Source organism: Nostoc sp. UHCC 0251 (genome assembly GCF_034932245.1).
In the GTDB taxonomy this organism is placed as follows: domain Bacteria; phylum Cyanobacteriota; class Cyanobacteriia; order Cyanobacteriales; family Nostocaceae; genus Nostoc.
Genome location: NZ_JAYGHD010000309.1, coordinates 2444 through 27506 on the forward strand (window position 1 = coordinate 2444; position 25063 = coordinate 27506).

Consider the following 25063-nt stretch of genomic DNA (forward strand, 5'->3'; position numbering starts at 1 on the left):
CAACGTTCAGGTTCAAAGGCTCAACGTTCAGGCTCAAAGGCTCAACGTTCAGGTTCAAAGGCTCAAAGGCTCAAGTTATGGGCGATACCTTCAGCCCGCCTGCGATTCAAATCGCAGATTAACAGCACAAGTCAGTTTTAACTGACTCAAATTAACTAAAATTTAGTCAGTTAAAACTGACTTAAGCTGTTAGCCTCGGAATTGATTCCGAGGCGGGATAGCAACGAAGCGAAGAATTTGCCTTTGCTAGTAAGCCTACTTTGTTTTTTCGCTTGTCGGGCTTACTAAAGTTTTGACTAAACCTGTAATCGCCACAATCACAGAGGCAATTCCCCCAATGGACAATGAAGTTAAAATTGCCGCCGCCAGAATAATTTCAGTCGGACTGTATCCATCTCGCATCCAAGTAGATGGATTCTCTACCAATGTTGGCGAGGCGGGGATTAATTGCGAAGTTTGGGTGGTTCGATTGGAGTTGGCTGGAGTTGTTAAGGCAGTTTTCATGGCTTGAATCTCTTTTAAATGTTTCTATGCAAATGGTATTTCTGCCAGAAGAAGAGGAGATTCCCTAGAAATGGAGACAAAGTAGAGAAAAAGTAGAAATTAAGTAGAATCGAGAAGAAATCTCACAAGCTATCTATGCTATCGGCTGATTTTCTAGCTAACGAAGCTGCTACCCATAGCTTATCCCCAGAGCAAACGGCAGCTTTTGTTGAGCGTTTGAAGACTGAAAACTTAGAGAAGACTGAATTGAATCTTGCCATCGAACTAGGTATCGAAGAAGATACTTTCACAAAGCGGATGACTGCCGTTTATAAAAAATTTGCCAAGAGTTATCCTGAGTTAGCTACCTCTAAAGGTCGGGGCAAACTACAAAAGTTACTGGCTTGCCTGACAAAAAAATATAATGGCGGGCAAGATGCCCACCCCACAATTAAAGAAATTCATCAAAATATTCCCCCTGCTGTTCCATTTGAAAAATTTGTGGGACGAGAGGCGGAACTACAAAAACTGCACCAGCAATTACAAGCATCTGGGCAAGTTGCAATTGTAGCTGTGGCGGGTATGGGTGGAGTAGGCAAAACTGAACTGGCTACCCAATACGCCAAACAGCATTTGCAGAATTATCAAGGTGGGGTTTGCTGGTTATCAGCACAGGGAATAGATGTCGGAATTCAGATTCTCAGATTTGCGGAATTGAAATTTAAACTCATTGCACCGGACGATTGGGAATTAGCAGATAGGCTGAGATACTGCTGGCAAAATTGGCAACAAGGTGAAGTGCTGCTGGTGTTTGATGATGTCACCGACTACAAAATACAGGTTCAGCCTTATCTACCCCCAGAATCACCCCGGTTTAAAGTATTGCTGACAACGCGCCTGGGATTTGATAGAACTTTGCCACAATTACCTTTGGGTGTTCTCAAGCCATTGGCGGCGCTGAAATTATTAAAATTGCTGGTTGATAGAGAACGACTGAAAAGCGAACCTTGGGTTGCGAGAGAAATTTGTAAATTCTTGGGATATTTGCCTTTGGCGTTAGAGTTAGTAGGGCGATATCTGGATACAATGCCAGATTTGTCTCTGGATAAACTGCTGGAGCGGCTAGAGAAAAAGCGACTGGAACACGAAGCAATCGCCAAAGCTAACCCATTGATGCGTTATGAATATGGTGTTGCTGAAGCTTTTGCATTGAGTTGGGAACAGTTGGATGAAAATGCACAACGCTTAGGCTGTTGGCTGAGTTTGCATGCTTTGGCTGATATTCCTTTTCCTGTTAAGGCGATAGAAGATGACGATGAACAAGAATTCTGGGAGAAAGCTATAGCCCAGTTGCGGAAACTGCATTTGCTACAACGACAAAGTAAAAGAATTTATCGTCTACATCCACTGATTCGGCAATTTTTCCAAATGAAGTTGGATAAGTTAAGTGACGCGGATAAGGCGAAAATAAACTTTGCAGCACAGATGATAGAGGTGGCAAAGCAAATTCCTCAGCAGCCTAACCGTGAAGATATTTTCAACTTCACTCCTTTTATCCCCCACCTTGCAGAAGTTGCAACCCACCTATCCCAATATCTCAGCAACGAGGATTTAATCGAACCGTTTACATACTTAGGCAGGTTTTATCAAGGTCAAGGACTTTATCAGCAAGCAGAACCTTGGTACAAGTTATGTGTAGAGGTAGCTAAAAATCGTCTTGGTTTAGAACATCTCAATGTTGCCGCTAGCTTGAACAATCTCGCAGAACTCTACCGTTCTACAGGACACTACAGCGAAGCTGAACCCCTGCATCTGCAAGCTTTGGAACTGTTGAAACGCTTACTGGGAGACAATGATCCCAATGTCGCCAGTAGCCTGAACAATCTCGCATTACTTTACCATGTTACAGGACGCTACAGCGAAGCTGAACCCCTGTATCAGCAAGCTTTTAAATTGAGAAAACGCTTACTGGGAGACAATCATCCCCATGTCGCCTATAGCCTGAACTGTCTTGCAGTACTCTACCGTGCTACAGGACGCTACCGCGAAGCGGAATCCCTGTGTCAGCAAGCTTTGGAAATGAGAAAACGCTTACTGGGAGACAATCATCCCGATGTCGCCACTAGCCTGAACAATCTTGCAGTACTCTACGAATCTATAGAACGCTACAGCGAAGCCGAACCCCTGCATCTGCAAGCTTTGGAACTGTGGAAACGTTTACTGGGAGACAATCATCCCAATCTCGCCGATAGCCTGAGCAATCTTGCAGTACTCTACGAATCTACAGGACGCTACAGCGAAGCTGAACCCCTGCATCTGCAAGCCTTAGAACTAAGAAAACGTTTACTGGGAGACAACCATCCTGATGTCGCCGATAGCCTGAACAATCTGGCATCACTCTACAAATCCACAGGACGCTACAGCGAAGCTGAACCCCTGTATCAGCAAGCTTTGGCAATTCGTGAGCAGACTTTAGGTGTAGGTCATCCCGATACAATGAGGGTTCGGGGAAATTATGCAATATTTTTAAGAGAAGCATATCCCTAGCGATCGCACCCTTTCAAAAAATCACACCAAACTAATGCTACACAACAGTTGTAGTTCAAATTTTAGCAGCGTAGGCGTAGCCCGCCATAGGCATCGCCTTCCACACACCAAATAGGAAAGTCAATAATACTGCAATCGCGTAGCTGTTTTGAGTTCCAAACTTAAAACTTGAGGCTCAGAAGCTCAACATTCACTTTCAAAAGCTCAAGTGGCTCATGTCTAACAATAAGCCACTGCATTTTAATTTTTGTATGCAAATGGTATTTCTACCCCAAAGAGAGGAGACTTCCAAATGCAGACAAAGTAGAATTTAAAATAAACCTCATAAACTGTTATGCAATGGGCTAATTTTCTAGCCAAAGAAGCTGCTACTCATAGCTTATCTCTAAAGCAAACGGCAGCTTTTATAAAGTATTTTAATAATGAAAAATTAAGTAAAACTGAAGCCCAGCTTGCCAGCGAATTAAACGTTGATATTGCTACTTTCAGAACGTTGATGGGTGAGATATATAACAAGTTCGCCCAGAACTATCCTGAGTTAGCGATTTCCAGCAGTCGGGACAAACTAGAAAACTTACAAGCTTACTTGAGGGCGAAATATAATAGCGAATTGGATGTCCTCAAACCATTGGCGGCGATGAAATTATTAAAAACGCTGGTGGTTCGGGAACGGCTGCAACAAGAACCTTGGGTTGCGAGAAGAATTTGTAAATCTTTGGGATATTTGCCTTTAGCGTTAGAGTTAGTAGCACGATATCTGGATAAAATGCCAGATTTGTCTCTGGAAACACTACTGAAGCGGCTAGAGAAAAAGCGATTGGAACATAAAGCGGTAGTCAATGCTAACTCATTGATGGCTTATGAATACGGTGTAGCTGAAGCTTTTGAATTAAGTTGGGAACAGTTGGATGAAAATGCCCAAAGCTTTGGCTGTTTGCTAAGTTTGTCTGCTTTAGCTGACATTGCCTTATCTGTTGAAACGATAGAAGATGACAAAAAACAAGAACTTTGGGAGAAAGCCATAGCAGATTTGCTGGAATTGCATTTGTTACAACGGGAAAGTAAAGGAATTTATCGTCTAAATCCACTAATTCGACAACTTATCCAAATCAAGTTGGATAAGTCAAATGAGGCGGATGAAGCAAAAACTAAATTTGCGGCGATGATGTTAGAGGTAGCAAAGTTAATTCCGCAACAGCCTAACCCTGAAGATATTCTCAACCTCACTCCACATATCCCACACATTACAGAAGTTGCAACCCACCTATCCCAGTATGTGGACGATGAAAATCTAATTACTCTGTTTACCAAATTAGCCTGGTTTTATCAGGGTCAAGGACTTTATCAGCAAGCAGAATCTTGGTTGCAACAGTGTGTAGAACTGATTCAAAACCGTCTTGGTTTAAAACATATCGATGTCGCTGCTAGTTTGAGCAATTTAGCAGGACTTTACAAATCCATAGGACGTTACAGCGAAGCTGAACCGTTGTATCAGCAAACTTTAGAACTCAGAAAACACCTGCTGGGAGATAACCATCTTGATGTCGCGACGAGCCTAAACAATTTAGCATTACTCTACGAATCGACAGGACGCTACAGCGAGGCTGAACCCTTGCTTGAGAAAGCTTTAGAACTTAAAAAATGTCTGCTAGGAGAAGAACATACTGATGTCGCTACTAGCATGAGCTATTTAGGATTAATCTACGAATCTACAGGACGCTATAACGAAGCTGAACTTTTATATCAGCAAGCTTTAGAATTGTGGAAACGCCTAGTGGGAGAAGAACATCCTCATGTCGCCACTAATCTGAACAATTTAGCAGCATTGTACTGTTATACAGGGCGCTACAGCGAAGCCGAACCCTTACTTGAGCAAGCTTTAAAACTGAGAAAACGCCTGCTGGGAGAAGAACATCCCGATGTTGCTACTAGCCTGAACAATTTAGCACAACTTTACGAATCTACAGGACGCTACAGCAAAGCTGAACCCTTGTATCAGCAAGGTTTAGAACTGAGTAAACGCTTGCTAGGAGACAATCATCCTGATGTTGCCATTAGCCTGAATAATCTAGCAGCACTCTACCGTCATACAAGGCGCTACAGAAAAGCCAAACCCTTATTTGAGAAAGCTTTGAAAATTTGTGAACGGACTTTAGGTGTAAGTCATCCTACTACTATGACAATTCGGGCAAATTATGCAAGTTTTTTAAGAGAAGCATACCACTAGCGATCGCTGGGTCTAATTCATAATTTATAATTCATAATTCATAATTAGTTAAAAGAATATCCCCCTCTTCACTAGCGAAGAAGGGGATATATTTTACTTACATCCTAAAGACTGGCGAGTATCTACACCAGTTTTAGAATTAACACCACTTGCATTAACACAAAGTTTTTTCACTTGCGTCCCATCTAAAATTGCATTTGTAAAATCAGCATCTTTGACATTTACATCATCAAAAATAGAACGCAGCATCATTGCATCAGTCAACACAGCATCGCTTAAATCAGCATCTTTAAATTTTGTTAGATAGGCTATGCCTTCACTAAAATCAACACCATGCAGATTTACTCCTTCCAGGAGACTACCGTTAAATACGACACCACGTAAGTCAGCATTGCTAAAATTAGCATTCTCTAATTTGAGATTGGTAAACTCAGTACCAACTAAACTTTGACCAGAGTAATCCTTACCCTTGAGTTCATCATTACCTACAGAACGGGTAATACTGGAAGAACTTGCAGCTTGCGCCGATAGGGGAAACAAAAAAAGAACCATAGCTAAAACAAAGCTAGCTATTATTCGCCAATATTTCATAATGTCTTCTTAATAAATCTCAACAATTGCACTATTAACTATTAAAGCTTATGGAAGGGGACAAGGGAGTGGGGAGTAGGGAGTAGGGAGTAGGGAGTAGGGAGCAGGGGAGGCAGGGGAGGCAGGGGGAAAGGGGACAGGGGGACAGGGGGACAAGGGGACAAGGAGAATAACCATGCCCAATGCCCAATGCCCAATGCCCAATGCCTAATGCCCCATGCCCAATCCCCCATTCCCAAATTCAATACACAAGACTGTCAAACCAGAAAGCATCTCGTAGGATTATAGATGTTGAGGTGCGATGCCTAACGGCAAGTTGCTCCGCATCTACGCAAAATAACCTGTGGCTAATCAAGAAGACAACGCCCAATCTCTGGCGCGAACTCCCTTATATCAATTGGGTGTAGAACTCAAAGCACGCTTTACCAGCTTTGGCGGCTGGGAAATGCCTGTGCAATTTAGTGGCATTAGCCGCGAACACGACGCTGTAAGGAATACAGCCGGAATGTTCGATATTTCCCACATGGGCAAATTTACCCTCCAAGGTAAAAATCTCATTTCCCAACTCCAGCCTCTAGTGCCTTCAGACTTGAGCCGTTTGCAACCCGGTCAAGCACAATACACCGTATTGTTAAATCCCCAAGCCGGAATTATTGACGACATCATTATCTATTACCAAGGTGAAGATACCACTGGTATACAGAGGGCATTCATCATAGTTAATGCGTCAACCTCTGGTAAAGACAAAGCATGGCTATTGCAACACCTTGACCTGGATAAAGTGCAATTCCAAGACCTTTCACCAGATAAAGTCTTAATTGCCGTGCAAGGGCCAAAAGCGATTAAATATCTCCAACCCTTAGTGCAAGAAGATTTACAACCAATCAAAGCCTTCGGACATTTAGAAGCAACGCTACTAGGTAAACCTGCTTTTCTGGCCCGCACAGGTTACACCGGAGAAGATGGCTTTGAGGTGATGGTAAACCCAGATGTGGGGGTAGAATTATGGCGAAGTCTCCATAATGCTGGTGTCATCCCCTGTGGGCTTGGTGCCAGAGACACTCTGCGGCTAGAAGCGGCGATGGCACTTTACGGACAAGATATTGATGACACCACCACACCCTTAGAAGCAGGTTTGGGGTGGCTAGTTCACTTAGATACTAAAGGCGATTTTATTGGTCGGGAAGTTTTAGCACAGCAAAAAGCCGCTGGAGTTCAGCGCCGATTGGTGGGTTTACAAACTCAAGGACGTAACATTGCTCGTCACGGGTATCAAGTGTTATCCGCAGGTAAAGTTGTTGGAGAAGTAACTAGTGGCACTCTGTCGCCTACACTTGGTTATCCCATTGCCTTAGGCTACGTTCCTACCCAACTAGCAACCGTCGGTCAACAGCTAGAAGTCGAAATTCGCGGCAAAGCTTATCGAGCAGTTGTAGTTAAACGTCCCTTTTATCGGTCAAAAAATCGTGTCGCCAACTGATAAGCGTCGAGGTTTTTGAGGAATAATGTGTTGTGAGTTACTCAATCTACAGTAAGGTTCATTACCAGATATGGCTTGGATGACTGTTGGGGCAATAATTTTTTTGATAAGGGAGAGGAAGTGATATGTCTTTTGAATACCCTCAAGATTTCAGATACTTGGATTCTCATGAATACGTGCGACTAGATGGCGAAATTGCCACCATTGGCATTACTGAGTTTGCCGTAAATGAATTGGGCGATATCGTCTTTTTGGAACTACCAGAAATTGGCGATGCTCTTACCAGGGGAGAAAACTTTGGCACAATTGAATCAGTGAAAGCCGTTGAAGAACTAAATTCACCAGTAACAGGCACAGTTATAGAACGCAATGAAGCCTTAATTAATTCTCCCGAAGAAGTATCAGAAGACCCCTACGGCGAAGGGTGGTTTTTGAAAGTGCGCGTCAATGACCCTGGCGAAGTTGAGGATGCGTTGACAGCAGATGAGTATCGGGCGCAAGTAGAAGGAGAGTAGGGAGTGGGGGCAGGGGGCAGAGGGGCAGAGGGGCGGAGGGGCAGAGGGGCAGAGGAGAAAGAACTTGTACAATAACTCTCCCCTGCTCCCCTGCTCCCCTGCTCCCCTGCTCCCCTGCCTCTTTTCTCTGCCTGCCTCAACCAAAAAGTTCCTTAACTGAACGGTATTGCCATCTCTCCTATCTCCCATTCCAACCGAAGATAATTCATGAAATTTAAATGAACTGAAAAGTTACACTTACTTCTCATGAGTATTTATTGCAAAATATGAAATAGTACCATCTGGAGAGTAATTTGTGGTATTGAACGCCCCTATTCTCAAGTCTAATGAGCAGCAAGTGCTGGACGAAAAAAGTCAAAAGTTAAGTAGTTTTGCGCCAAGACACATTGGCCCTAACTCCGACGATATCCAGCAAATGCTTAAGGTTTTGGGATTTCCCAGCCTGGATGCCTTAATTGACCAAACAGTTCCACAGACAATTCGGCTGAAGCAACCGCTAAAGTTACCAGAAGCCGAAAGTGAGTATGCAGCACTGACATCATTAAAAAAAATTGCTGCCAAAAATCAGGTTTTTCGCTCATACATCGGTATGGGATATTACGACACTATTACCCCACCTGTGATTGGGCGCAATATCCTAGAAAACCCCGGTTGGTATACTGCCTACACTCCTTATCAACCAGAAATTGCCCAAGGGCGATTGGAAGCGCTGCTGAATTTTCAAACCCTGATTATCGACCTCACAGGTTTGGAAATCGCCAATGCTTCGTTACTTGATGAAGCCACAGCCGCCGCTGAAGCGATGAGCCTAAGCTATGGGGTTTGTAAAAATCAAGCAAATGCCTATTTCGTCTCTCATGACTGCCATCCCCAAACTATCAACGTGTTACAAACACGTGCTAAACCATTAGGGATTAAGATCATTGTCGGCGATCATCAAACATTTGATTTTGATCAACCAATTTTTGGCGCTGTTCTGCAATACCCCGCAAGTGATGGCACTATTTACGACTACCGCGCTTTTATAGAAAAAGCCCATGCTAAGGGTGCATTGGTGACGGTAGCAGCAGATCCTTTAAGTTTAACTTTGCTTACCCCTCCTGGGGAATTTGGTGCTGATATTGCAGTGGGAAGTACCCAGCGCTTTGGCATTCCGTTGGGGTTTGGAGGACCTCACGCGGCATACTTTGCTACGAAGGAAGAGTATAAGCGGCTGGTTCCAGGGCGAATTGTGGGAGTCTCAAAAGATGCTCAAGGTAAGCCTGCATTGCGTCTTGCGTTGCAAACCCGCGAACAGCACATCCGCCGCGAAAAAGCTACTAGTAATATTTGTACAGCACAGGTACTGCTAGCGGTAATGGCGAGTATGTACGCCGTCTATCATGGCCCAACTGGACTGAAGCAAATTGCAGAGAATATCCACCAGCTAACTTTAATGTTGGCAGCAGGACTAAAGCATCTGGGTTACAAAATTAGTTCTGAAGATTTTTTTGATACACTGCGGGTGGAATTGGGAACACGCAGCCTAGTGGTAATTCTCGAAGCTTGTCAAGCACGGAATATTAACCTGCGGATTTTTGATGACACTGCCGTTGGTATCTCTGTAGATGAAACAACTACAGTAGATGATTTGATAAAGCTTTGGGAAATTTTTGCAGCGTCTGATAGTCCATTTTTCAGCTTTACAGAAATTGGAGACTTAATTGCAGCACGGCGCAAATTACCTCTAGAAAACTCAACCCTTGCCCGTACAAGTACATATCTCACCCACCCAGTTTTTAACCGCTATCACTCAGAAACGGAGTTGTTGCGTTATCTGCACAAGCTGGAAAGCAAGGACTTGTCGCTAACAACATCGATGATTCCTTTGGGTTCTTGCACAATGAAGTTGAATGCAACTGCTGAGATGATTCCGGTAAGTTGGGAAGAATTTGGCAAGATTCATCCATTTGCCCCGGCGTCGCAAACGCAAGGTTATCAAATCCTGTTTGAGCAACTTGAGGCATGGTTAGCTGAAATTACCGGGTTTGCGGGAATTTCTCTGCAACCAAATGCTGGTTCTCAGGGAGAGTATGCCGGACTTTTAGTAATTCGTCAGTATCACGAAAATCGGGGTGAAACACACCGCAATGTCTGTTTGATTCCCACCTCAGCACACGGGACAAATCCTGCGAGTGCGGTGATGTGCGGGATGAAGGTAGTGGCAGTTGCCTGTGACTCACAAGGTAATATTGATGTTGATGACTTGAAGGCTAAGGCAGAAAAACACAGCCATGAACTAGCCGCTTTAATGGTGACATATCCCTCAACTCACGGTGTCTTTGAGGAACCAATTCAGGAAATCTGCGCTGTTGTCCATAGTCATGGTGGACAAGTTTACATGGATGGGGCAAATATGAACGCCCAAGTGGGGATTTGCCGTCCTGGAGATATTGGCGCGGATGTCTGCCATTTAAACTTGCACAAAACCTTCTGTATTCCTCATGGTGGCGGTGGCCCTGGTATGGGGCCCATTGGGGTAGCCTCTCATCTCGTGCCATTTTTGCCCGGACATCCTGTTGTAACTATCAACAACTCAACTCAGCACTCAGCACTCAGCACTCAGCACTCACATATTGGTGCTGTGGCGGCTGCACCTTGGGGTAGTGCAAGTATCTTGGTAATTTCTTGGATGTACATTGCCATGATGGGTGCAGACGGTTTAACCGAAGCAACTAAGGTGGCGATTCTCAATGCTAATTACATTGCTAAGAAACTGGAATCGTATTATCCGGTTTTGTATCAGGGGAAAAATGGTCTAGTTGCCCATGAATGTATTTTAGATTTGCGATCGCTAAAAAAATCAGCTGCGATCGAAATCGATGATGTCGCCAAGCGTCTGATAGATTATGGTTTCCATGCACCGACTGTCTCCTGGCCTGTAGGGGGTACAATCATGGTGGAACCTACAGAAAGTGAATCTAAGCAAGAGTTAGATCGTTTCTGCGATGCGTTGATTGCTATTCGCCAAGAAATTGCCGAAATAGAAGTTGGCAAGGTGGATACCCAAGATAATGTTTTGAAAAACGCACCCCATACTGCCGAAAGTCTGATTACTGGAGAATGGAATCATACTTATTCTCGTGAACAAGCTGCTTATCCTGTGCCTTGGACTCGTGAACATAAATTCTGGCCGGCAGTTGGACGCATTGATGCAGCCTTTGGCGACAGGAATTTTGTTTGCTCTTGTCTGCCAATGGATGCCTATTAAGCTGAAGTAAGGAGTTAAGAGTTAGGAATTAAAATTCCTAACTCTTCCAGTTCTTTTCGTACAGATAAAGGCTGATACCCTAATGCAAAAGCTTTGGAACTATCTAAGGAAACATCTGCTGGTCTAGGTGCTGCCATTTTCACATCTTGTTGTCGGCAAGATTTAAGCCCAGTGGCGGGGAGTTGAAATACTTCAACTAATAAGCGACCAAAATCATAACGCGAAATTCGCTCTTTTCCACCTAAATGGATGATGCCGTTAACTTTTTCTAATGCTAATAAAAGTCCTTTGGCGGCAGTTGTTCCACTTACTGGGGTGCGAAATTCATCTATAAATAAACTTAGTTCTTCTTCGGCTTGTAAAGTCTCAATAAATGGCTGAATAAAGCTTTTAGCTGTGGGTGTTGCTGCACCAAACATCAACGGCATTCGACACACTGCGGTCATGGGATACCTTTCAAGCATATCTGCTTCTGCTATGGATTTTTGCTCACCGTAAAGATTGACGGGGCACACGGCATCTGTTTCTTGATATGGGGCATTTAAGCCATCAAAAACTAAGTCGGTTGAAGTAAAAGCACAAGGAATGGAGTTATCCGCGCAAAGTGCGGCAATATTGCAGGATGCAATAACATTAATTGCGTGTGATTCTTTGGGGTTGGTTTGACAAAAATTCGGTTGCGAATGTGCAGCAGTATGAATAACTGCTTCTGGTTTGACATCATTAAAGATGCGCTTCAATTCCTGAAAATTTGTTAAGTTCGCTTTTAAAATTTTTATGCCAGGAATCTCTAAAGGATGGGATAAATAAGTGCCATAAATATCCCATTCTGGTTTGGCAAGCTGGCAAAGATGCCATCCTAAAAAACCGCTTGCCCCGGTGATTAACAATTTTTTCATGTCTAATCGTAAACCGCTCAAGAAAAATACCTTTCTACAGCAGGCTTATATTCTAATACGCTTGGGTTAATTTTATAGACGCGATAAATCGCCGTCTCTACAAGGGTTTTGGTCTTATCTGAACTGTATTGGCTTATATTCTACACTGAGCGGTGGTTACAACAGACTATTGCAGCAATTCCCGAAACTGCTTTTCACTACGCACTTTGCTAAAGTCTGGGTCAGTTTTTGCTAATTTCTTGTATTTATCAGGAACAAGCTTGATTGCTTTGTCTAGGTTCTCAATCGCTAATTTTAGATTGCTTTGTAAAGCATAAGAACAAGCTTTGTTGTAATATGCTTGGTGCAAATCTTTCTTGATGGCGATCGCTCTATCATAAGATGCAATAGAATCTTTATAGCGGTGCAGCTTTGTCAGAGCAATGCCTCGGTTAATTAAGGCTTCGTATTTCTTTGGTTGGATAGCGATCGCTTTGTCGTAAGATGCGATCGCGTCTTTGTAGCGTTGCAACGATGTTAAAGCTATACCACGATTATACCAGGCTTCATATTTATTGGGTTGGATAGCGATCGCAGTATCATAGGATGCGAGAGCATCTTTGTGGCGTTGCAATGATTTTAAGCTGATGCCACGGTTAATCCAAGCTTCAGGACTCTCAGTTTTGATGGCGATCGCTTTGTCGTATGCTTTTATTGCATCTTCGTAACGTTGTCCATCTAATAAATTATTACCTTGATCAAAGAAATCTTCTGCTTTCTGGCTAGCCTTTGCTTCTTCTATGAAAAGCTGGGTTACATTATTTTCTTGTACAACTTGTGTAGTATTTTCCTTTGATGAGTTTGTCTCACCACTACAGCCAAATGCCAAGAAAGCTATCAAACCAGATGCAACAAAGCAGTACCGAAAAACCATGCTGTACCTACAAAACTTATAAAATGATGTTAAAAGTTGTTCATTTTTGAACATTATCAAAATACACTACTTTTTACCCATTAATTTCCTTATATTTTGAGAAATAATTTGCTTGAGGATGTATGGAAGCTTCTTAAATTCAAGTGTACGATACATTATCATATTAAATACACATAAAGCAATTGCTTACAGCCTATTTCATTCAAAAAACAATTATTTGTGTTGCTGTATATGTTGCGATTGTACTAGTTTTTAACTCAAATATGCTGTTATTTGCTTCATGTTTTCAGCAATAGTAACAACGTGCTTTGTCGCTATCCGCAACCATGTTTAGCCCAGTCAAACACAACTTTCAACCGCACGTTGGGTGTGATGTGACAAAGAAACTGATGTAAAAACACAAAGAGGCAAAGCCTTACTTCGCGCCTTTGCCTCTTTCCTCTTTACATAAAAACTAACTAATCCCAAACACCGACTCGACAGTTGATTTAATCGAATCCCGTGCATCCTTCAAAGTTTGGCTAATGGGATGTTTTGCCTGCAAAAATGCGCGGGCACAATTGCGTCCCGGCATTCCCGAAATGGAACCACCTGGATGAGTTCCTGCACCAGTCAGAAATAGATTATCAATTGGCGTTTTGTAATTGGCTATTTCTGGTAAGGGACGGAAAAATATCATCTGATCTAAGGTCATATCAACATGGTAATAATTCCCTTTGTATGCACCTAATCTTTCTCCTAGTTCTGCTGGACTTTCTACACGACGGGCGATAGTCGCATTTTTGACATTTGGTGCATAGTCTGCCAACTTATCAATCACCCTATCTGCAACTTTGTTTTTCAATTCATCTGTCCAACCAGTACCTTTTAAACCAGTACCTTCTGCACCGGCAATTTGATAAGGGGCAAAATACTCAATCCATACAGTGTGCTTACCTGGTGGCGCTAATGTGGGGTCTAAGTAGCTAGGCATCACCACATACATCGATGGGTCAGCATCAGGAATTTCTCCCAAGGTACATTTACTATGAGCCTGTTCGACATGAGCCACGGAATCGGCAATCAAGATAGAACCAACGAGATATTCGTCTTTGTGAGCGTGGTATGGAAAGCGCAGTGGTTCGTCTAAAGCTAAGTCTATCTTGAGGATAGTTTCGTTATTGTTAACGATGCGGCGTTCTAATCTTTCCCATAAATCTGGGTCGGCTCCATCGATATCACTTTTATCAGTCATTTGTAAAAATAACCGCTTGGCATCGATATTAGAAATAACCCCGTATTTAGCACGATATTCTTTCCCGCCAGCCACTCGGACACCAACGGCTTTTCCATCATCAATTAAAACTTTTTCAACATGCTGGTCTGTGAGAATAACGCCACCTTTACTTGTGACTAAATTCACCAAAGCTTGCACAAGTGCGCCAGTTCCGCCGCGCGGTCTTGCCATTCCAGGATTGTGACGCATTGCCATCATAATTGCACCAATGGCAAGGGTTTTTTGCGATGGTGGCGCACCAAGTTCTGATGCTAGTCTGGCTAGTGGCGCTTTCAGAAATTCCTCATCAAACCACTCGTTGAGTAAATCTTCAGCGCTGGTTAACATGGTGCGAATAAAGTCCAGCGTTTTGTTTGGCGAACCAATAACTGAAAATAAATCTTTGAATTTTTTGATATCGTAGTTGCCAACAATATCTATAATTGACTTTGGCGGTGCATTAAACATCGGAATCATTGCACCGATCGCTCGCTGCCAATAATCTACAAATTCTGCGTATTTTTTGGCATCACGCTCATTATAACGGGCGATTTCTGCACAAGTCTTTTCCAGTGACTTATGTCCTAAAAAATACTTACCATCAGGATGAGGACAGAAAACAACTGGATCACATTCCAGATAATGCAAGCCGTATTTTTCTAGTTCTAATTCTTCAACAACTGGCCCCAAGTGAATAAATTCATGGTCAATAGCACATAAGTTAAATTTAAATCCAGGAGCTTCTTGGGGTAAACATTCTTCAGTTGTTGCTGCACCACCTGGAACAGAACGCTTTTCTAGTAACAGGACGCTATAACCAGCTTTCAGCAAATATGCTGCACAAACTAACCCATTGTGTCCAGCACCGATTAGCACAACATCATACTCTTGCATAGTTGGAATTTAGAAATAAGTAGCTTTCTAAATATTAGAAACATTTTACTACTTTTACATCATCCTTCAGTAGCAAAAATTATCTTTAGCTAGTGCCAATACTACTAAGGAGATAGTACAGTTAGCGATGATGGTATTTGTTTCACTTGAGTTTCTAGCAGAAGTATCAAACTACCGATTTCTACTTTTATATCTTTAATAGAAAATGTTATATCTTCCCATTTAAAATATGGTGTATTCATCAGTTCTTTGGCTTTCTGCATTAATGCTGTAGCTAATTCTATGGAAACACCCTCTCCCTCAGTGCAATTAAAACTCTCCAGCATCGCGGGTTGTGAATTAGTCCGTGGGCGTAAGAGCGCAGTGTAAGTGAAAGGGCGAGTATTTTCCCTTTCCTTTAACAGCACTTTTCCCCTACATTCTATTTTGCCATCACCAGGTAAAAATATTTCAATTTTTTGCGGCTCAAAACTCACAATTTCACCATCTACATCCAAATTCAATTTTTGCATCTGGCTACGAATCAAGTCTGAAGTCAAGGCGTGGTTAATATCTACTTCTGTAACTTTAATACGAGCTATAGCATTTACTGGCTCATTAAATTCTATTTGACCAAAAATAGCGTTGAAGGGATTGATGGCAATACTATCTGTTTGCAGTTTTATTTCCTGTACGCGAATACCTTCTTGGATAACCAATCCTTGCCCTGCAACGGAAACTCCATCCGCCTGTCCCTGGACTATTTTCAATAGATCGGTTTGTACATCTATTTCTATTTTTTCTGCTTCGTCTAGCTTTTCGGATATTCTCCTTTCAGCTTCATGAGATAGAAATGTTTCCTCCAACCGATGCTCATCAGGCATGAATTAGTAAGCTCCTAAATGTCCTCTTACTATCTACTGTAAAGGCTAGATACCAAGGAGCGGCTCTACATTGCGGTATATACAACTTGGAGGATTGAGTAATCAACTAGAAAGTATTGTTTGTTTTTTAAATTTTGCTTTTTTGCTAACAACCATGCTTATATAGGAATCATATTTGATTTTTGAACAAAATTAGGAATTGTAGGGTGTGTTAGAACGGAGTTCGTAACGCACCATTATAGAGGGTTTGGTGCGTTACGCTGTCGCTAAACACACCCTACGTATGTTTTCATAAATCAAACCGGATTCCTATACCTGCTCTAGGCAATACGGTTCGGTTAAGGCAAAAGACGCGATAAATCGCGTCTTCATGATAAATTATCGAATCTTTGTGATCTAAACCGCGTCTATCTTGAAACCTGTAGTTCTTCGGTTTTGAAAAGGATTTGCCCTCATCCCCCAACCTATCCCCCAGATTTGAGATTCGGGGAGCCAGAATTTCAAAGTCCCTCTCCCAGAGATGGGAGAGGGATTTAGGGTGAGGGCAAAAACTACGGTTCTCAACTTAGATGAGGTTTATCTAATTAACTGAACGCAACCATAAAACCCCTCAGCATCAAACAGTAGTTGTCTGGAGAACGGGAGACTTCACCCGACGTTGACTCGTGACAACCATCTCAATGGGGCGATCTGGCCCTGTCACCAAACCACGGCGTTTAGGTCGCACTTCACCATTAACAACTAGTTCTAATTCTTGGCTGGAAAGGATTTCGGCAAGTGCTAGCTTCATTTCCAACTGGGCAAATGCTAGACCAATACAACGCCTTGCACCACCGCCAAAGGGCAAATATTCATAGGCAGAAAATTGCCGTTCTAAAAAGCGTTCTGGCTTAAACTGCTTAGGTTCTGGGTAAATATCTTCCCTGTGGTGGGTCAAATAAATCGAACCAATTAAGACTGTACCCGGTTCTAGTTCGTAACCGCCCAGCGATATTGATGTTCTTACTTTTCTGGGAAAAGTTAGTATACCTACTGGGTAAATCCGCAATGTCTCGGAACAAACAGCGTTGAGATAAGGTAATTTGAAAACAGTGCCGGGGTCTGGGTTATTGCCCAAGCTATCTAATTCTTGGAGTAGCTTTTGGCGCACTGATGGTATTTTGTGAATCCAGTAGAATGCCCAGGCTAAGGCTGTCGCTGTAGTTTCGTGGCCAGCGACTAACAGAGTCATCAATTCATCGCGCAACTCTTCATCAGTCATGGGTTGACCTGCTTCATCTCTAGCAGCCATGAGTAAGCTAAGAATATCCGTACGTGATGAATCTGATTGTTCTCGACGTTCCCGAATTTCCTCGTAGATGAGTTCGTCAGCTTCTTGCTGAAGGCGTATCTGTTTTCCCCAGAAGTTAATCGGGCCAAAATCCCTTTGCAAAGCGGGGAAATACAGCAAAGCCACACTTAACCGGGAACTAGCTTTTTCTAAAAGATCGCCCAAAAAGTTCTGTAGTTTTTCGGCGCGAGGCCCTTCATATAGCCCAAATACAGCTTGCATAATCACCCGCAAGGTAATAGCTTGGGTTGCAGACCGAATATTAAAGGGTTTACCTATCTGGTATTGGCTAATGACTTGCTTGGTGACATCGGTAATCACCTGACTATAGTTTCGCATTCTTTCGCCGTGAAAGGGAGGCATTAACAACTGGCGTTGACGCTGGTGTTCTGCGCCGCTAATGCTAATCACAGAACGCTTGCCCAGCAAAGGTTCAAACACCTTATTCAGATCGCCAGGGGCTTCTAATTCCTTGGTATCAGTTGTCAAAATCTGCTGTTGCGCTTGGGGGTTGCTGACAATCACCATAGGAGGAAGATTTTTATCTAATCTGAGAGTAAAAATCTCGCCATAGCTTTTGGCACAATCCTCCATAAATGACATCGGATTAACAATCCAGCGCGCCATCTGTAAAAAAGCTGGGATTTGTGGCCCATTTGGTAATTTCATAATTTTTTTTGCTACTTAATATTTTTTTGCTACTTAAACGAACTGAAATTTCGATTGCGTAACCATTTAAAGTACTTATTCTAACGTTGCAAAAAAGCAATAAACTGTTACAACCTCGAAGATGTAAAATTTTTGTTAAATTCAACGAGCATCTACAGTTTCATCTCATCGTCACAAGGTACTCAGCATGACTGCAATCTCCGCAAAGGCATCTTCAGCGCTTCCCAATTTTTCGGAAGGGATTCAATATTTTGGTGAAGCTTTACCAGATTTTGAAACTTATGGTGCAACACCTGCTATAGAGTCGGGCAAAGTAGCGATCGCATCTCCCACAGACAAAGCAGCTGTATATCAAACTTTACTTGCTGCCGATGCCCTACGCTATCTAACTTTACAAGTTACCGCTAGCAAAGCTTCTGGGCATCCCGGCGGATTCGCCAGCCAAGCAGAAGCTTACGCATCTCTTGTCATGCTGGGATACAAGAACATTATTACCGAAGTCGGACACCACGCCCCCGGATTTTATAGTGCCATGTTCTTGGATCGTTCCCTAGAGGACATGGAAATTTTTACAGTCCAACAATTGCGCGATCGCTTTCGAGAAAAGCACGGACTTTTAGGACACCTTTCTGGTTTCATTCCCGGTATTCTCGCACCTGCGGGACCTTTGGGACAAGGGCAACACTTTGCAATGGCGGCTGCACTGTTGCACAAAGATAAGTTGTTCCCCTTTACAGTTGGTGATGGTGGATTGGGTGAGCCTTATATTGTAAGTGCGATCGCCCACTTCCATACAGCTTATCCTGCTGCCACTAACTTCTTACCGGTGTTGGTTTGGAACGGTTACAGCCAAGAACATCACAGCATGGTTTCCCTGAAAACCAACGAACAGATGCAAGCATATTGGCAAGGGAACGGTTTTGATGAAGTCGTGTTAGTTGATGCCAAGGATTTCGACGATCAAAATCAACCAGGGGATTACGTTGATAGTACCGCCTTTTCCTTTGAGAAGCGCCTAGCATTTACTCAAGCAGTACTTTCGGGTGTAGATAAAGCAGCGCGTTCTGCACTCGGCGGTAAACTTACCGTCTTCATTATTAAACAACTCAAAGGTGCAGGAGTTCACGCGCGGGGTTCAAAATCTCACAACCTTTATCCTAAAGATACGCTAGATGCACCGCATATTGTCAGTGCATTGCAAACCCGTGCTTTGTCTGCGGAGGCTTGGCAATTAGTTAGAACAAATGCAGAACGCGCCGGCGGTGGCCCAGCAGCGAAAACTGTGGTGACAGAATTTGAATTACCATTGCCAGAATTAGGCGAATTACCTTTAGAAGAATATGCAGTTGGAGGTGAACCCAAAGTTTCCACAACCGCGATGGGACGATTGGTAGGAATAGTTGGAAAAAAAGATCAGAATTTCCTCGTCACCAACGCCGATGGTAACGAAGCATCAGGAATTGCCAACATCAACCAAGCATTAAAGATTATCCACCCGACAACCGACGACTTATATAACCAAGCGCCAAATGGACAAGTTTATGAACCATTGAGTGAAGATGCTTGTGCCGGTTTAGCTGCCGGTTTAGCGTTAATGGGTGCGAGAACTTTGTGGTGTTCCTACGAATCTTTTGCCATCAATGGATTACCAATTTGGCAGACTGTAACCCAAGCAATGGCAGAATTGCGCCGTCAAACTCCCTCGACTATTACTTTATTCACAGCAGGCGCATTAGAGCAAGGGCGCAACGGTTGGACTCACCAACGTCCAGAAATTGAAGCTTACTTTGCTTCGTTGATGCGAAATGGAAATGTTTTCCCATTATTTCCGCCTGATGCTAATAGTATTCAAGCCTGTTATGACTGGGCATTGAAAACTAAGAATAAGGGAATTGTGATTACAGCGAGTAAATCGCCATTGCCAATTCGCACAACTTTAGAACAAACTCGTCAAGGGTTACGCGATGGTGCGGTGCTATTACATGAAGTTGCTGGTGATAAACAAGTTGTATTTGCTGTAATTGGTGATATGACATTAATGCCAGTATTTGAAGCTGCTGCTTTTTTGGAAACTGAAGGTATTGGTGCGAAGATAGTTTCTGTTATCAATCCTCGGCAATTGTACCGTAGTGATGATACTGCGTGGGATACCTGTTCTGAACCCGAAGGCGGTTTCTTAGATGATGCAGCATTTGCCGAATTATTTGATGGTGATGCGTTAATTGCGGTGACAGGTGGTGCTGCGGGGATGCTAGAACCAATTTTGTTGCGGAGTACAGCCAAGCGCGACACTTTTGCATGGAAACGTGGCGAAACTACAGCCAGTGCTGGTGAGTTGATGGCGTTTAATGGATTGACTGCTGAAGCGTTAACGAAACGTGCGATCGCGTTAGTGCATTAAGATAACATAATACCCCATCTAGGTTTTTACTTGGGTGGGGATTATTTGATAAAGCAAAATTTTATGTTTTATAAATTAGAACCTGTGTAATTTGATCTAAAAAGCTATGATTAAACCTATACCAACCAAATATAATGATGTTCAGTTCCGTTCTAGATTAGAAGCAAGATGGGCTGCTTTCTTTGATCTTCTAGAATGGAGATGGGAGTATGAGCCTTGTGACTTTGATGGATGGATTCCCGACTTTTTACTAAAGTTTGATTCTTGTATTTTTGTTGAAGTTAAGCCCATTTATAATTTTCCACAAGATATTGCTGATGAAATAGAAAAGTCAGGTTGTATAGAAGATTGTCTAATTGTTGGAATGACTCTAGATTCACCTAAAAATAGGTCTTATGGAGTTCAGATTGGTTGGAAGAGAGTCGTAGACGATGAAGAGGCTTTTTTCTTGGAATGCTCTGATTTGGTTTGGCCAGTTTACAAGAATTGGTTTGAAGTTGTCTTTACTCTTGATAAATACAATAAAATTATTTTTGATGGCGCACCTGGACATTCACCAGGAATGGCTAAATTTACAGATGCATGGGACGATTATGGTTCACAAGGCTTAGAAAAAGAAGTTCAAAGGCTGTGGAAGATGGCAGGGAACAAAGTGCAATGGAAAAGTTCGATTATTTCATAAATTTGAAAGGAGAAGTTTAGATCAATGTTAGGTTTCGTTCCTCAACCCAACCTACAATTATATTGCAACTATAGCCAGCGCTGTCGAGTTGATGACGTTTAGGAGTCGCAAAAGTTAATTTACGAGTCAGAAACTTAGTTTACGAGTCGCAAAACTTGATTTTTGTAGCTAGGACGAAGGGTAATATTTTTATCTGGAAGCGTGGGGAATGTGGAGACTTGAGGAAAAGTGCGATCGGGTTAGTGCATTAAAGCTTGGTTTTGTAGGTAAAATAGTTTGAATTTTAACCGGATATGCACGCAGATGAACGCGGAAAAATTAGCGTTTTCATGCGTGTATATGCGGGTTTCGTTGTAATTATTATTCTGTATATTTAGAAATATACAAAATAATCTCCAAAGTCCTTTATGTATAAGATAGAAGTCAAGATTGATGGGCAATTTATCAATAAATTTTCTAATGGTTCTATCTATGATTTAGTTTTTATTGACTTAGAATTTTGGCCGCATTATGTAGAGGGAAAAGCACTACAAAGAATATATGGTTATACCATTACTCGTCTTCTCAGAACAAGTAAGCAGCAATATATAAAAGTTAAGTTTTTAGAATTTGAAATGGAGGAAGAACAACTTGTTAAAGAAATTATGCAAGATATTTCTAGGTTAAAAAATAAAATTTTTATCGGCTTTGAGATAAAAGATAGTGATCTGATAACGTTGAAAAATAGATCAAAAGCTCTATCCATAGAGTCAAACGTTAATGAAATCAAGTTATTTGATTTTAGAGATTATTCCCAAAAGTATGGCTACAAAGGGTTAAATGGTTTGTTTAAACATCTTGAAATTAAAGTAAATAAAAAGATTGACGGTAGTTATTTTCGTCAGAATCCCAGAAAAGTATTTTTACGAAAAAGTGGTTGGATAGATATTTTATTAAATATGTTTGAGTATTGTTTAGAAGATGCCACAGGTTACTTTCAAATTGTATCAAATTGGAATACAAAAAATCCCCTAATAACTGAAGATATGATTACAAGTGAATCATTAAATTACTCTGAACTAGAGAAAAAATCATCAGTCGCACCAATACAGCAGGATGCAGAAATATTTTCTATGCAAAACTTTCAAGCTACATCAGATCAGCTTCTAAGTAGTCTGACAGTAGCAGACTTGGAAGCTTTAATCGTCAAGATTGTTCAGAAAACCCTTAAAGAAGAGATGCAGAAGCTAAAGCATGAGCATTTACCCGATCAAATAACACAGATGAATCATCCACTAAAAGTTTTTGTATAAACATTTGCATATATTCTAAAAACTAAAACTTTATTTGACTGTATGCCATTATAAAGTTAGATTATCAGCTGCGATCGCGCAATTTCTCTTCTACCGATTGGACGTACTTGTATGCTATAAAGTGAAACAATTGCCACAGTTTCTCCATCCAATGTGACAAATTCAACTTCATATCCTTTGCCACCCTGATGTACTAAAACAACTGTACCTATATCACCCTCTTCTAAACTAAATTCTGGTATATCACTAGTCAGAATAACCTTATCAAGTTCATGAATCATCATGGCTGTAAATTTTATAGCTTCAGTCAACTATAATATATTTAAAATTTTACACAAGGATGGAACCATGACTAACATTCAAAATATGGTTCGCTTAAACTTAGATTTGTCACCTGAACTAAATCAGATATTAGACGAACTAGCAAATAAAATAGGCACAAGTAAAAGTGATGTTCTGCGTCAGGCTATAACCTTGATGCAAATCATGGTTATAGCTAAAGAGGAAACCAAAAAATTAGGAGTCCCAGAAGCAAATCAATTGATAGTGAATGAAATCATCCTCTCATCTGAACAGCAGCCAAAACCCCATACATCAGAAGCTTTTTTAGAAACCTTTGGAAGCTGGGAAGACACACGCACCGCAGAAGAAATTGTTGATGAAATATATTCAAGTCGTACTGTAAGCGATCGTAACTATAGCTTGTGAATTATTTACTCGACACTGATACATGTATTTATTGGCTTAAGGGTCGCCAGCCAGTCAGAGATAAATTATTAGCAGTCGGATGGGATGAAGTATGTATTTGTGTCATCACTGCTGCTGAATTGTATTATGGTGCATACAATTCTAATCGAGTTTCAGAAAACTTAGGTAATGCAGAAGACTTTATTCAAAAATTACCCGTCGTACCTTTAACCGTTCCTGCTCTCAAAAAGTATGGTGAATTAAAGGCAGAACTTCGTAAAATAGGACAAATAATTGCTGAATTTGATTTACTAATTGCTAGTGTTGCACTTGCAGAAAATTATACTTTAGTAACAAACAATACTCGCCATTACGAACGTATCAACGGATTAAAACTGGAAAACTGGACTCTGCTTTAAAACTTAACATTAGTTAGTCCTGATTATTTGGCTGTATGCCATTATAGATTAGCTTATCAGCCGCGATCGCTTGAAAAGCAGTCTATAATAAAGTCAGACTATTTTCCTCAATCTTAGAAGTTAATTATGCTTATAAAATTTGAAGAAATATATAGAGATATTGATACTTTACCAGAAGAAGCTCAAATATTACTACTTGATTTTATTCAGTTACTCAAAAAGCGGTATCCTCAATCAGAATCAGAAAATCATAGTCAAGAAAAAAGTCTCTATGATAAGTTTGATGCAATTGGATTAATTGGTTGCTGTTCTGTTGACGAAAATTTATCAACAACCTATAAAGAAGTATTATCTAATACATTAGATAATAAATATGATCATCGTTGATACAGGATTTTGGTTAGCTCTTCTTGATAAAAAAGACACTCACCACGAAAGAGCAAAACAAGCTTTAAAACAATATAATGAACCTTTAATTACAACATGGTGTGTTGTAACAGAAACCTGTTATCTTTTGCTAACTCGCAAGGGAATTGACGCTGAAATTATTTTTATAAATAGTCTGCAAGAAGAATTATTTACGATTTTTAATTTAGAGCTGCATCATACTGCTCGAATTATTGAATTAATGAAAAAATATGCTGATCTTCCAATGGATTTGGCTGATGCTTCCCTAGTAATTTTAGCAGAATATTTAGGGTCTGGACGCATCTTTTCAGTAGATCAGCGTGACTTTAATACCTATCGTTGGAAGCAAAGTTATCCTTTTGAAAATCTCCTATTTTAAAGTAATTATAAATTTATCAGGCGCGATCGCGCAATTCATCTTCTACCGATTGGACGTACTTGTATGCTGTGAAGTGAAACAATTGCCACAGTTTCTCCATCTAATGTGACAAGTGATTTTTCGCTGTGGCACAACTGCCAGTTCATAATTAGGCAGTTTCAATCCGCCTCTCCTACCTTCTTATCTTTAGTTTATCGGCTTTCTGAGCGTTATAGAAAGGCTTAATGCCATAAAATGGCAAAAACTGCCATAATGTAGAAAAACAGATTCAAAAACTAAAACTTGTGAAAAGTATAAATATTTCCTTACCTGACACCATGCGAACTTATATAGAAGAACAGGTAGCTCAAGGTGGTTACAGCAGTGTCAGCGAATATTTTCGTGAATTAGTGCGACAAGACCAAAAACAGAGAGCTAAAGAACGTCTAGAAACAATGCTTCTGGAGGGATTAAACTCTGGGAATGCAACAGAAATGACTGTTCAAGATTGGGAAGATATCCGTCAAACAATCCGAGAAAGAATGAACAAACATCAAGATGCAATTTAGCTGTGATGTTTGAAATAAAAAAAAGACCTCAAGTTATCCGGGACTTAATAGACTTAGCAACATACATAGCACAAGATAAATTAGATGTTTCAGACCGCTTTTTAACAGCAGATGAAACAACATTTAAACAATTAGCAAAAACCCCGGCTATTGGAAAATCAAGTCAATTTGTCCATCCGAATCTAGCAGAAATTCGACAAATATCTATCAAAGGATTTCAAAAATATCTTATTTTTTACCGCATCACTGAATCAGCAATTGATATTCTACGAGTCATTCATGCTGCGAGAGACCTTGAATCAATATTTGATGAAGACTTAGAACTATAACT

General features: G+C 41.3%; 22 protein-coding genes. 14 read left to right on the plus strand and 8 right to left on the minus strand.

Annotated elements, in window-relative coordinates; translation table 11 throughout:
- Window positions 1-255: 255 nt before the first annotated feature.
- Window positions 256-504, minus strand: coding sequence for a hypothetical protein (locus VB740_RS24180; protein WP_323202419.1), 249 nt, complete (start codon window positions 502-504; stop codon window positions 256-258).
- 135 nt (window positions 505-639) lie between these two features.
- Here VB740_RS24180 and VB740_RS24185 point away from each other — a divergent pair, with 135 nt between their 5' ends.
- Both VB740_RS24185 and VB740_RS24190 read left to right on the plus strand, forming a co-directional pair.
- Window positions 640-3030 (plus strand): tetratricopeptide repeat protein, encoded by a 2391-nt coding sequence (locus VB740_RS24185; RefSeq protein WP_323202420.1) that lies wholly within the window; start codon window positions 640-642, stop codon window positions 3028-3030.
- Window positions 3031-3364: 334 nt separating this feature from the next.
- Window positions 3365-5257: a tetratricopeptide repeat protein gene (locus tag VB740_RS24190; protein ID WP_323202421.1), complete on the plus strand. Its 1893-nt coding sequence runs from the start codon at window positions 3365-3367 to the stop codon at window positions 5255-5257.
- A gap of 93 nt (window positions 5258-5350) precedes the next feature.
- On the opposite strand, the gene VB740_RS24195 is transcribed toward VB740_RS24190, so the two are convergent.
- The gene (locus VB740_RS24195; RefSeq protein ID WP_323202422.1) at window positions 5351-5848 is read right to left on the minus strand and encodes a pentapeptide repeat-containing protein; all 498 of its coding nucleotides are present in this window, start codon (window positions 5846-5848) and stop codon (window positions 5351-5353) included.
- Window positions 5849-6191: 343 nt separating this feature from the next.
- Here VB740_RS24195 and gcvT point away from each other — a divergent pair, with 343 nt between their 5' ends.
- The 3 genes from gcvT (at window position 6192) to gcvP (ending at window position 11093) form a co-directional block, all read left to right on the plus strand.
- Complete coding sequence (gene gcvT / locus VB740_RS24200) at window positions 6192-7328, plus strand: glycine cleavage system aminomethyltransferase GcvT (RefSeq protein WP_323202423.1); 1137 nt, start codon at window positions 6192-6194, stop codon at window positions 7326-7328.
- Window positions 7329-7453: 125 nt separating this feature from the next.
- Window positions 7454-7843: a glycine cleavage system protein GcvH gene (gene gcvH, locus VB740_RS24205; protein WP_190890731.1), complete on the plus strand. Its 390-nt coding sequence runs from the start codon at window positions 7454-7456 to the stop codon at window positions 7841-7843.
- A 295-nt stretch (window positions 7844-8138) separates the two neighbouring features.
- Window positions 8139-11093, plus strand: coding sequence for an aminomethyl-transferring glycine dehydrogenase (gene gcvP / locus VB740_RS24210; protein ID WP_323202424.1), 2955 nt, complete (start codon window positions 8139-8141; stop codon window positions 11091-11093).
- A 14-nt stretch (window positions 11094-11107) separates the two neighbouring features.
- Here the strand turns inward: gcvP and VB740_RS24215 are convergent, their stop codons facing one another.
- The 5 genes from VB740_RS24215 to VB740_RS24235 all read right to left on the minus strand — a co-directional run bounded on the left by VB740_RS24215 (window position 11108) and on the right by VB740_RS24235 (window position 17916).
- Complete coding sequence (locus VB740_RS24215; protein ID WP_323202425.1) at window positions 11108-11992, minus strand: NAD(P)-dependent oxidoreductase; 885 nt, start codon at window positions 11990-11992, stop codon at window positions 11108-11110.
- 166 nt (window positions 11993-12158) lie between these two features.
- A complete protein-coding gene (locus VB740_RS24220; RefSeq protein ID WP_323202426.1) occupies window positions 12159-12905 on the minus strand; it encodes a tetratricopeptide repeat protein in 747 nt (248 codons plus the stop codon).
- A 454-nt stretch (window positions 12906-13359) separates the two neighbouring features.
- The gene (gene crtO, locus VB740_RS24225; RefSeq protein WP_323202427.1) at window positions 13360-15054 is read right to left on the minus strand and encodes a beta-carotene ketolase CrtO; all 1695 of its coding nucleotides are present in this window, start codon (window positions 15052-15054) and stop codon (window positions 13360-13362) included.
- A gap of 104 nt (window positions 15055-15158) precedes the next feature.
- On the minus strand, window positions 15159-15917 hold the full coding sequence (locus VB740_RS24230; protein WP_323202428.1) for a DUF2993 domain-containing protein: 759 nt from the start codon (window positions 15915-15917) through the stop codon (window positions 15159-15161).
- Between the two features lie 616 nt (window positions 15918-16533).
- Window positions 16534-17916 carry a cytochrome P450 gene (locus VB740_RS24235; protein WP_323202429.1) on the minus strand — a complete coding sequence of 461 codons (1383 nt, stop codon included), beginning with the start codon at window positions 17914-17916 and terminating at the stop codon, window positions 16534-16536.
- 187 nt (window positions 17917-18103) lie between these two features.
- Between VB740_RS24235 and VB740_RS24240 the strand changes: the two genes are divergently transcribed.
- The 3 genes from VB740_RS24240 (at window position 18104) to VB740_RS24250 (ending at window position 22291) form a co-directional block, all read left to right on the plus strand.
- Window positions 18104-20317, plus strand: coding sequence for a phosphoketolase (locus VB740_RS24240; RefSeq protein ID WP_323202430.1), 2214 nt, complete (start codon window positions 18104-18106; stop codon window positions 20315-20317).
- Between the two features lie 106 nt (window positions 20318-20423).
- The gene (locus tag VB740_RS24245; RefSeq protein WP_323202431.1) at window positions 20424-20999 is read left to right on the plus strand and encodes a hypothetical protein; all 576 of its coding nucleotides are present in this window, start codon (window positions 20424-20426) and stop codon (window positions 20997-20999) included.
- 407 nt (window positions 21000-21406) lie between these two features.
- A complete protein-coding gene (locus VB740_RS24250) occupies window positions 21407-22291 on the plus strand; it encodes a hypothetical protein (protein WP_323202432.1) in 885 nt (294 codons plus the stop codon).
- Between the two features lie 56 nt (window positions 22292-22347).
- On the opposite strand, the gene VB740_RS24255 is transcribed toward VB740_RS24250, so the two are convergent.
- Entirely contained in the window at window positions 22348-22602 is a 255-nt protein-coding gene (locus tag VB740_RS24255; RefSeq protein WP_323202433.1) for a DUF4926 domain-containing protein, read from the minus strand.
- Between the two features lie 37 nt (window positions 22603-22639).
- On the opposite strand from VB740_RS24255, the gene VB740_RS24260 reads away from it, so the two are divergent.
- The 6 genes from VB740_RS24260 to VB740_RS24285 all read left to right on the plus strand — a co-directional run bounded on the left by VB740_RS24260 (window position 22640) and on the right by VB740_RS24285 (window position 25061).
- Window positions 22640-22999, plus strand: coding sequence for a CopG family transcriptional regulator (locus VB740_RS24260; RefSeq protein ID WP_323202434.1), 360 nt, complete (start codon window positions 22640-22642; stop codon window positions 22997-22999).
- Entirely contained in the window at window positions 22996-23397 is a 402-nt protein-coding gene (locus tag VB740_RS24265; protein ID WP_323202435.1) for a type II toxin-antitoxin system VapC family toxin, read from the plus strand. The genes VB740_RS24260 and VB740_RS24265 overlap by 4 nt, the downstream gene beginning before the upstream one ends.
- A gap of 126 nt (window positions 23398-23523) precedes the next feature.
- Window positions 23524-23784: a DUF2281 domain-containing protein gene (locus tag VB740_RS24270; RefSeq protein ID WP_323202436.1), complete on the plus strand. Its 261-nt coding sequence runs from the start codon at window positions 23524-23526 to the stop codon at window positions 23782-23784.
- On the plus strand, window positions 23771-24184 hold the full coding sequence (locus VB740_RS24275; RefSeq protein ID WP_323202437.1) for a type II toxin-antitoxin system VapC family toxin: 414 nt from the start codon (window positions 23771-23773) through the stop codon (window positions 24182-24184). The genes VB740_RS24270 and VB740_RS24275 overlap by 14 nt, the downstream gene beginning before the upstream one ends.
- 284 nt (window positions 24185-24468) lie before the next feature.
- A complete protein-coding gene (locus tag VB740_RS24280) occupies window positions 24469-24732 on the plus strand; it encodes a type II toxin-antitoxin system ParD family antitoxin (RefSeq protein WP_323202438.1) in 264 nt (87 codons plus the stop codon).
- 5 nt (window positions 24733-24737) lie between these two features.
- Window positions 24738-25061, plus strand: a complete 324-nt coding sequence (locus VB740_RS24285) for a type II toxin-antitoxin system RelE/ParE family toxin (RefSeq protein ID WP_323202448.1) — start codon at window positions 24738-24740, stop codon at window positions 25059-25061.
- Window positions 25062-25063 lie beyond the last annotated feature (2 nt).

What these genes read in the sequence shown, in the direction of transcription:
- crtO (WP_323202427.1), bottom strand. Translation starts at nt 15,054, where the DNA reads ATGCAAGAGTATGATGTTGTGCTAATCGGTGCTGGACACAATGGGTTA.
- VB740_RS24220 (WP_323202426.1), bottom strand. Translation starts at nt 12,905, where the DNA reads ATGGTTTTTCGGTACTGCTTTGTTGCATCTGGTTTGATAGCTTTCTTG.
- VB740_RS24240 (WP_323202430.1), top strand. Translation starts at nt 18,104, where the DNA reads ATGACTGCAATCTCCGCAAAGGCATCTTCAGCGCTTCCCAATTTTTCG.
- VB740_RS24260 (WP_323202434.1), top strand. Translation starts at nt 22,640, where the DNA reads ATGACTAACATTCAAAATATGGTTCGCTTAAACTTAGATTTGTCACCT.
- VB740_RS24235 (WP_323202429.1), bottom strand. Translation starts at nt 17,916, where the DNA reads ATGAAATTACCAAATGGGCCACAAATCCCAGCTTTTTTACAGATGGCG.
- VB740_RS24185 (WP_323202420.1), top strand. Translation starts at nt 640, where the DNA reads ATGCTATCGGCTGATTTTCTAGCTAACGAAGCTGCTACCCATAGCTTA.
- VB740_RS24190 (WP_323202421.1), top strand. Translation starts at nt 3,365, where the DNA reads ATGCAATGGGCTAATTTTCTAGCCAAAGAAGCTGCTACTCATAGCTTA.
- gcvH (WP_190890731.1), top strand. Translation starts at nt 7,454, where the DNA reads ATGTCTTTTGAATACCCTCAAGATTTCAGATACTTGGATTCTCATGAA.
- VB740_RS24270 (WP_323202436.1), top strand. Translation starts at nt 23,524, where the DNA reads ATGCTTATAAAATTTGAAGAAATATATAGAGATATTGATACTTTACCA.
- VB740_RS24285 (WP_323202448.1), top strand. Translation starts at nt 24,738, where the DNA reads ATGTTTGAAATAAAAAAAAGACCTCAAGTTATCCGGGACTTAATAGAC.
- VB740_RS24215 (WP_323202425.1), bottom strand. Translation starts at nt 11,992, where the DNA reads ATGAAAAAATTGTTAATCACCGGGGCAAGCGGTTTTTTAGGATGGCAT.
- VB740_RS24230 (WP_323202428.1), bottom strand. Translation starts at nt 15,917, where the DNA reads ATGCCTGATGAGCATCGGTTGGAGGAAACATTTCTATCTCATGAAGCT.
- VB740_RS24195 (WP_323202422.1), bottom strand. Translation starts at nt 5,848, where the DNA reads ATGAAATATTGGCGAATAATAGCTAGCTTTGTTTTAGCTATGGTTCTT.
- VB740_RS24275 (WP_323202437.1), top strand. Translation starts at nt 23,771, where the DNA reads ATGATCATCGTTGATACAGGATTTTGGTTAGCTCTTCTTGATAAAAAA.
- VB740_RS24250 (WP_323202432.1), top strand. Translation starts at nt 21,407, where the DNA reads ATGTATAAGATAGAAGTCAAGATTGATGGGCAATTTATCAATAAATTT.
- VB740_RS24180 (WP_323202419.1), bottom strand. Translation starts at nt 504, where the DNA reads ATGAAAACTGCCTTAACAACTCCAGCCAACTCCAATCGAACCACCCAA.
- VB740_RS24245 (WP_323202431.1), top strand. Translation starts at nt 20,424, where the DNA reads ATGATTAAACCTATACCAACCAAATATAATGATGTTCAGTTCCGTTCT.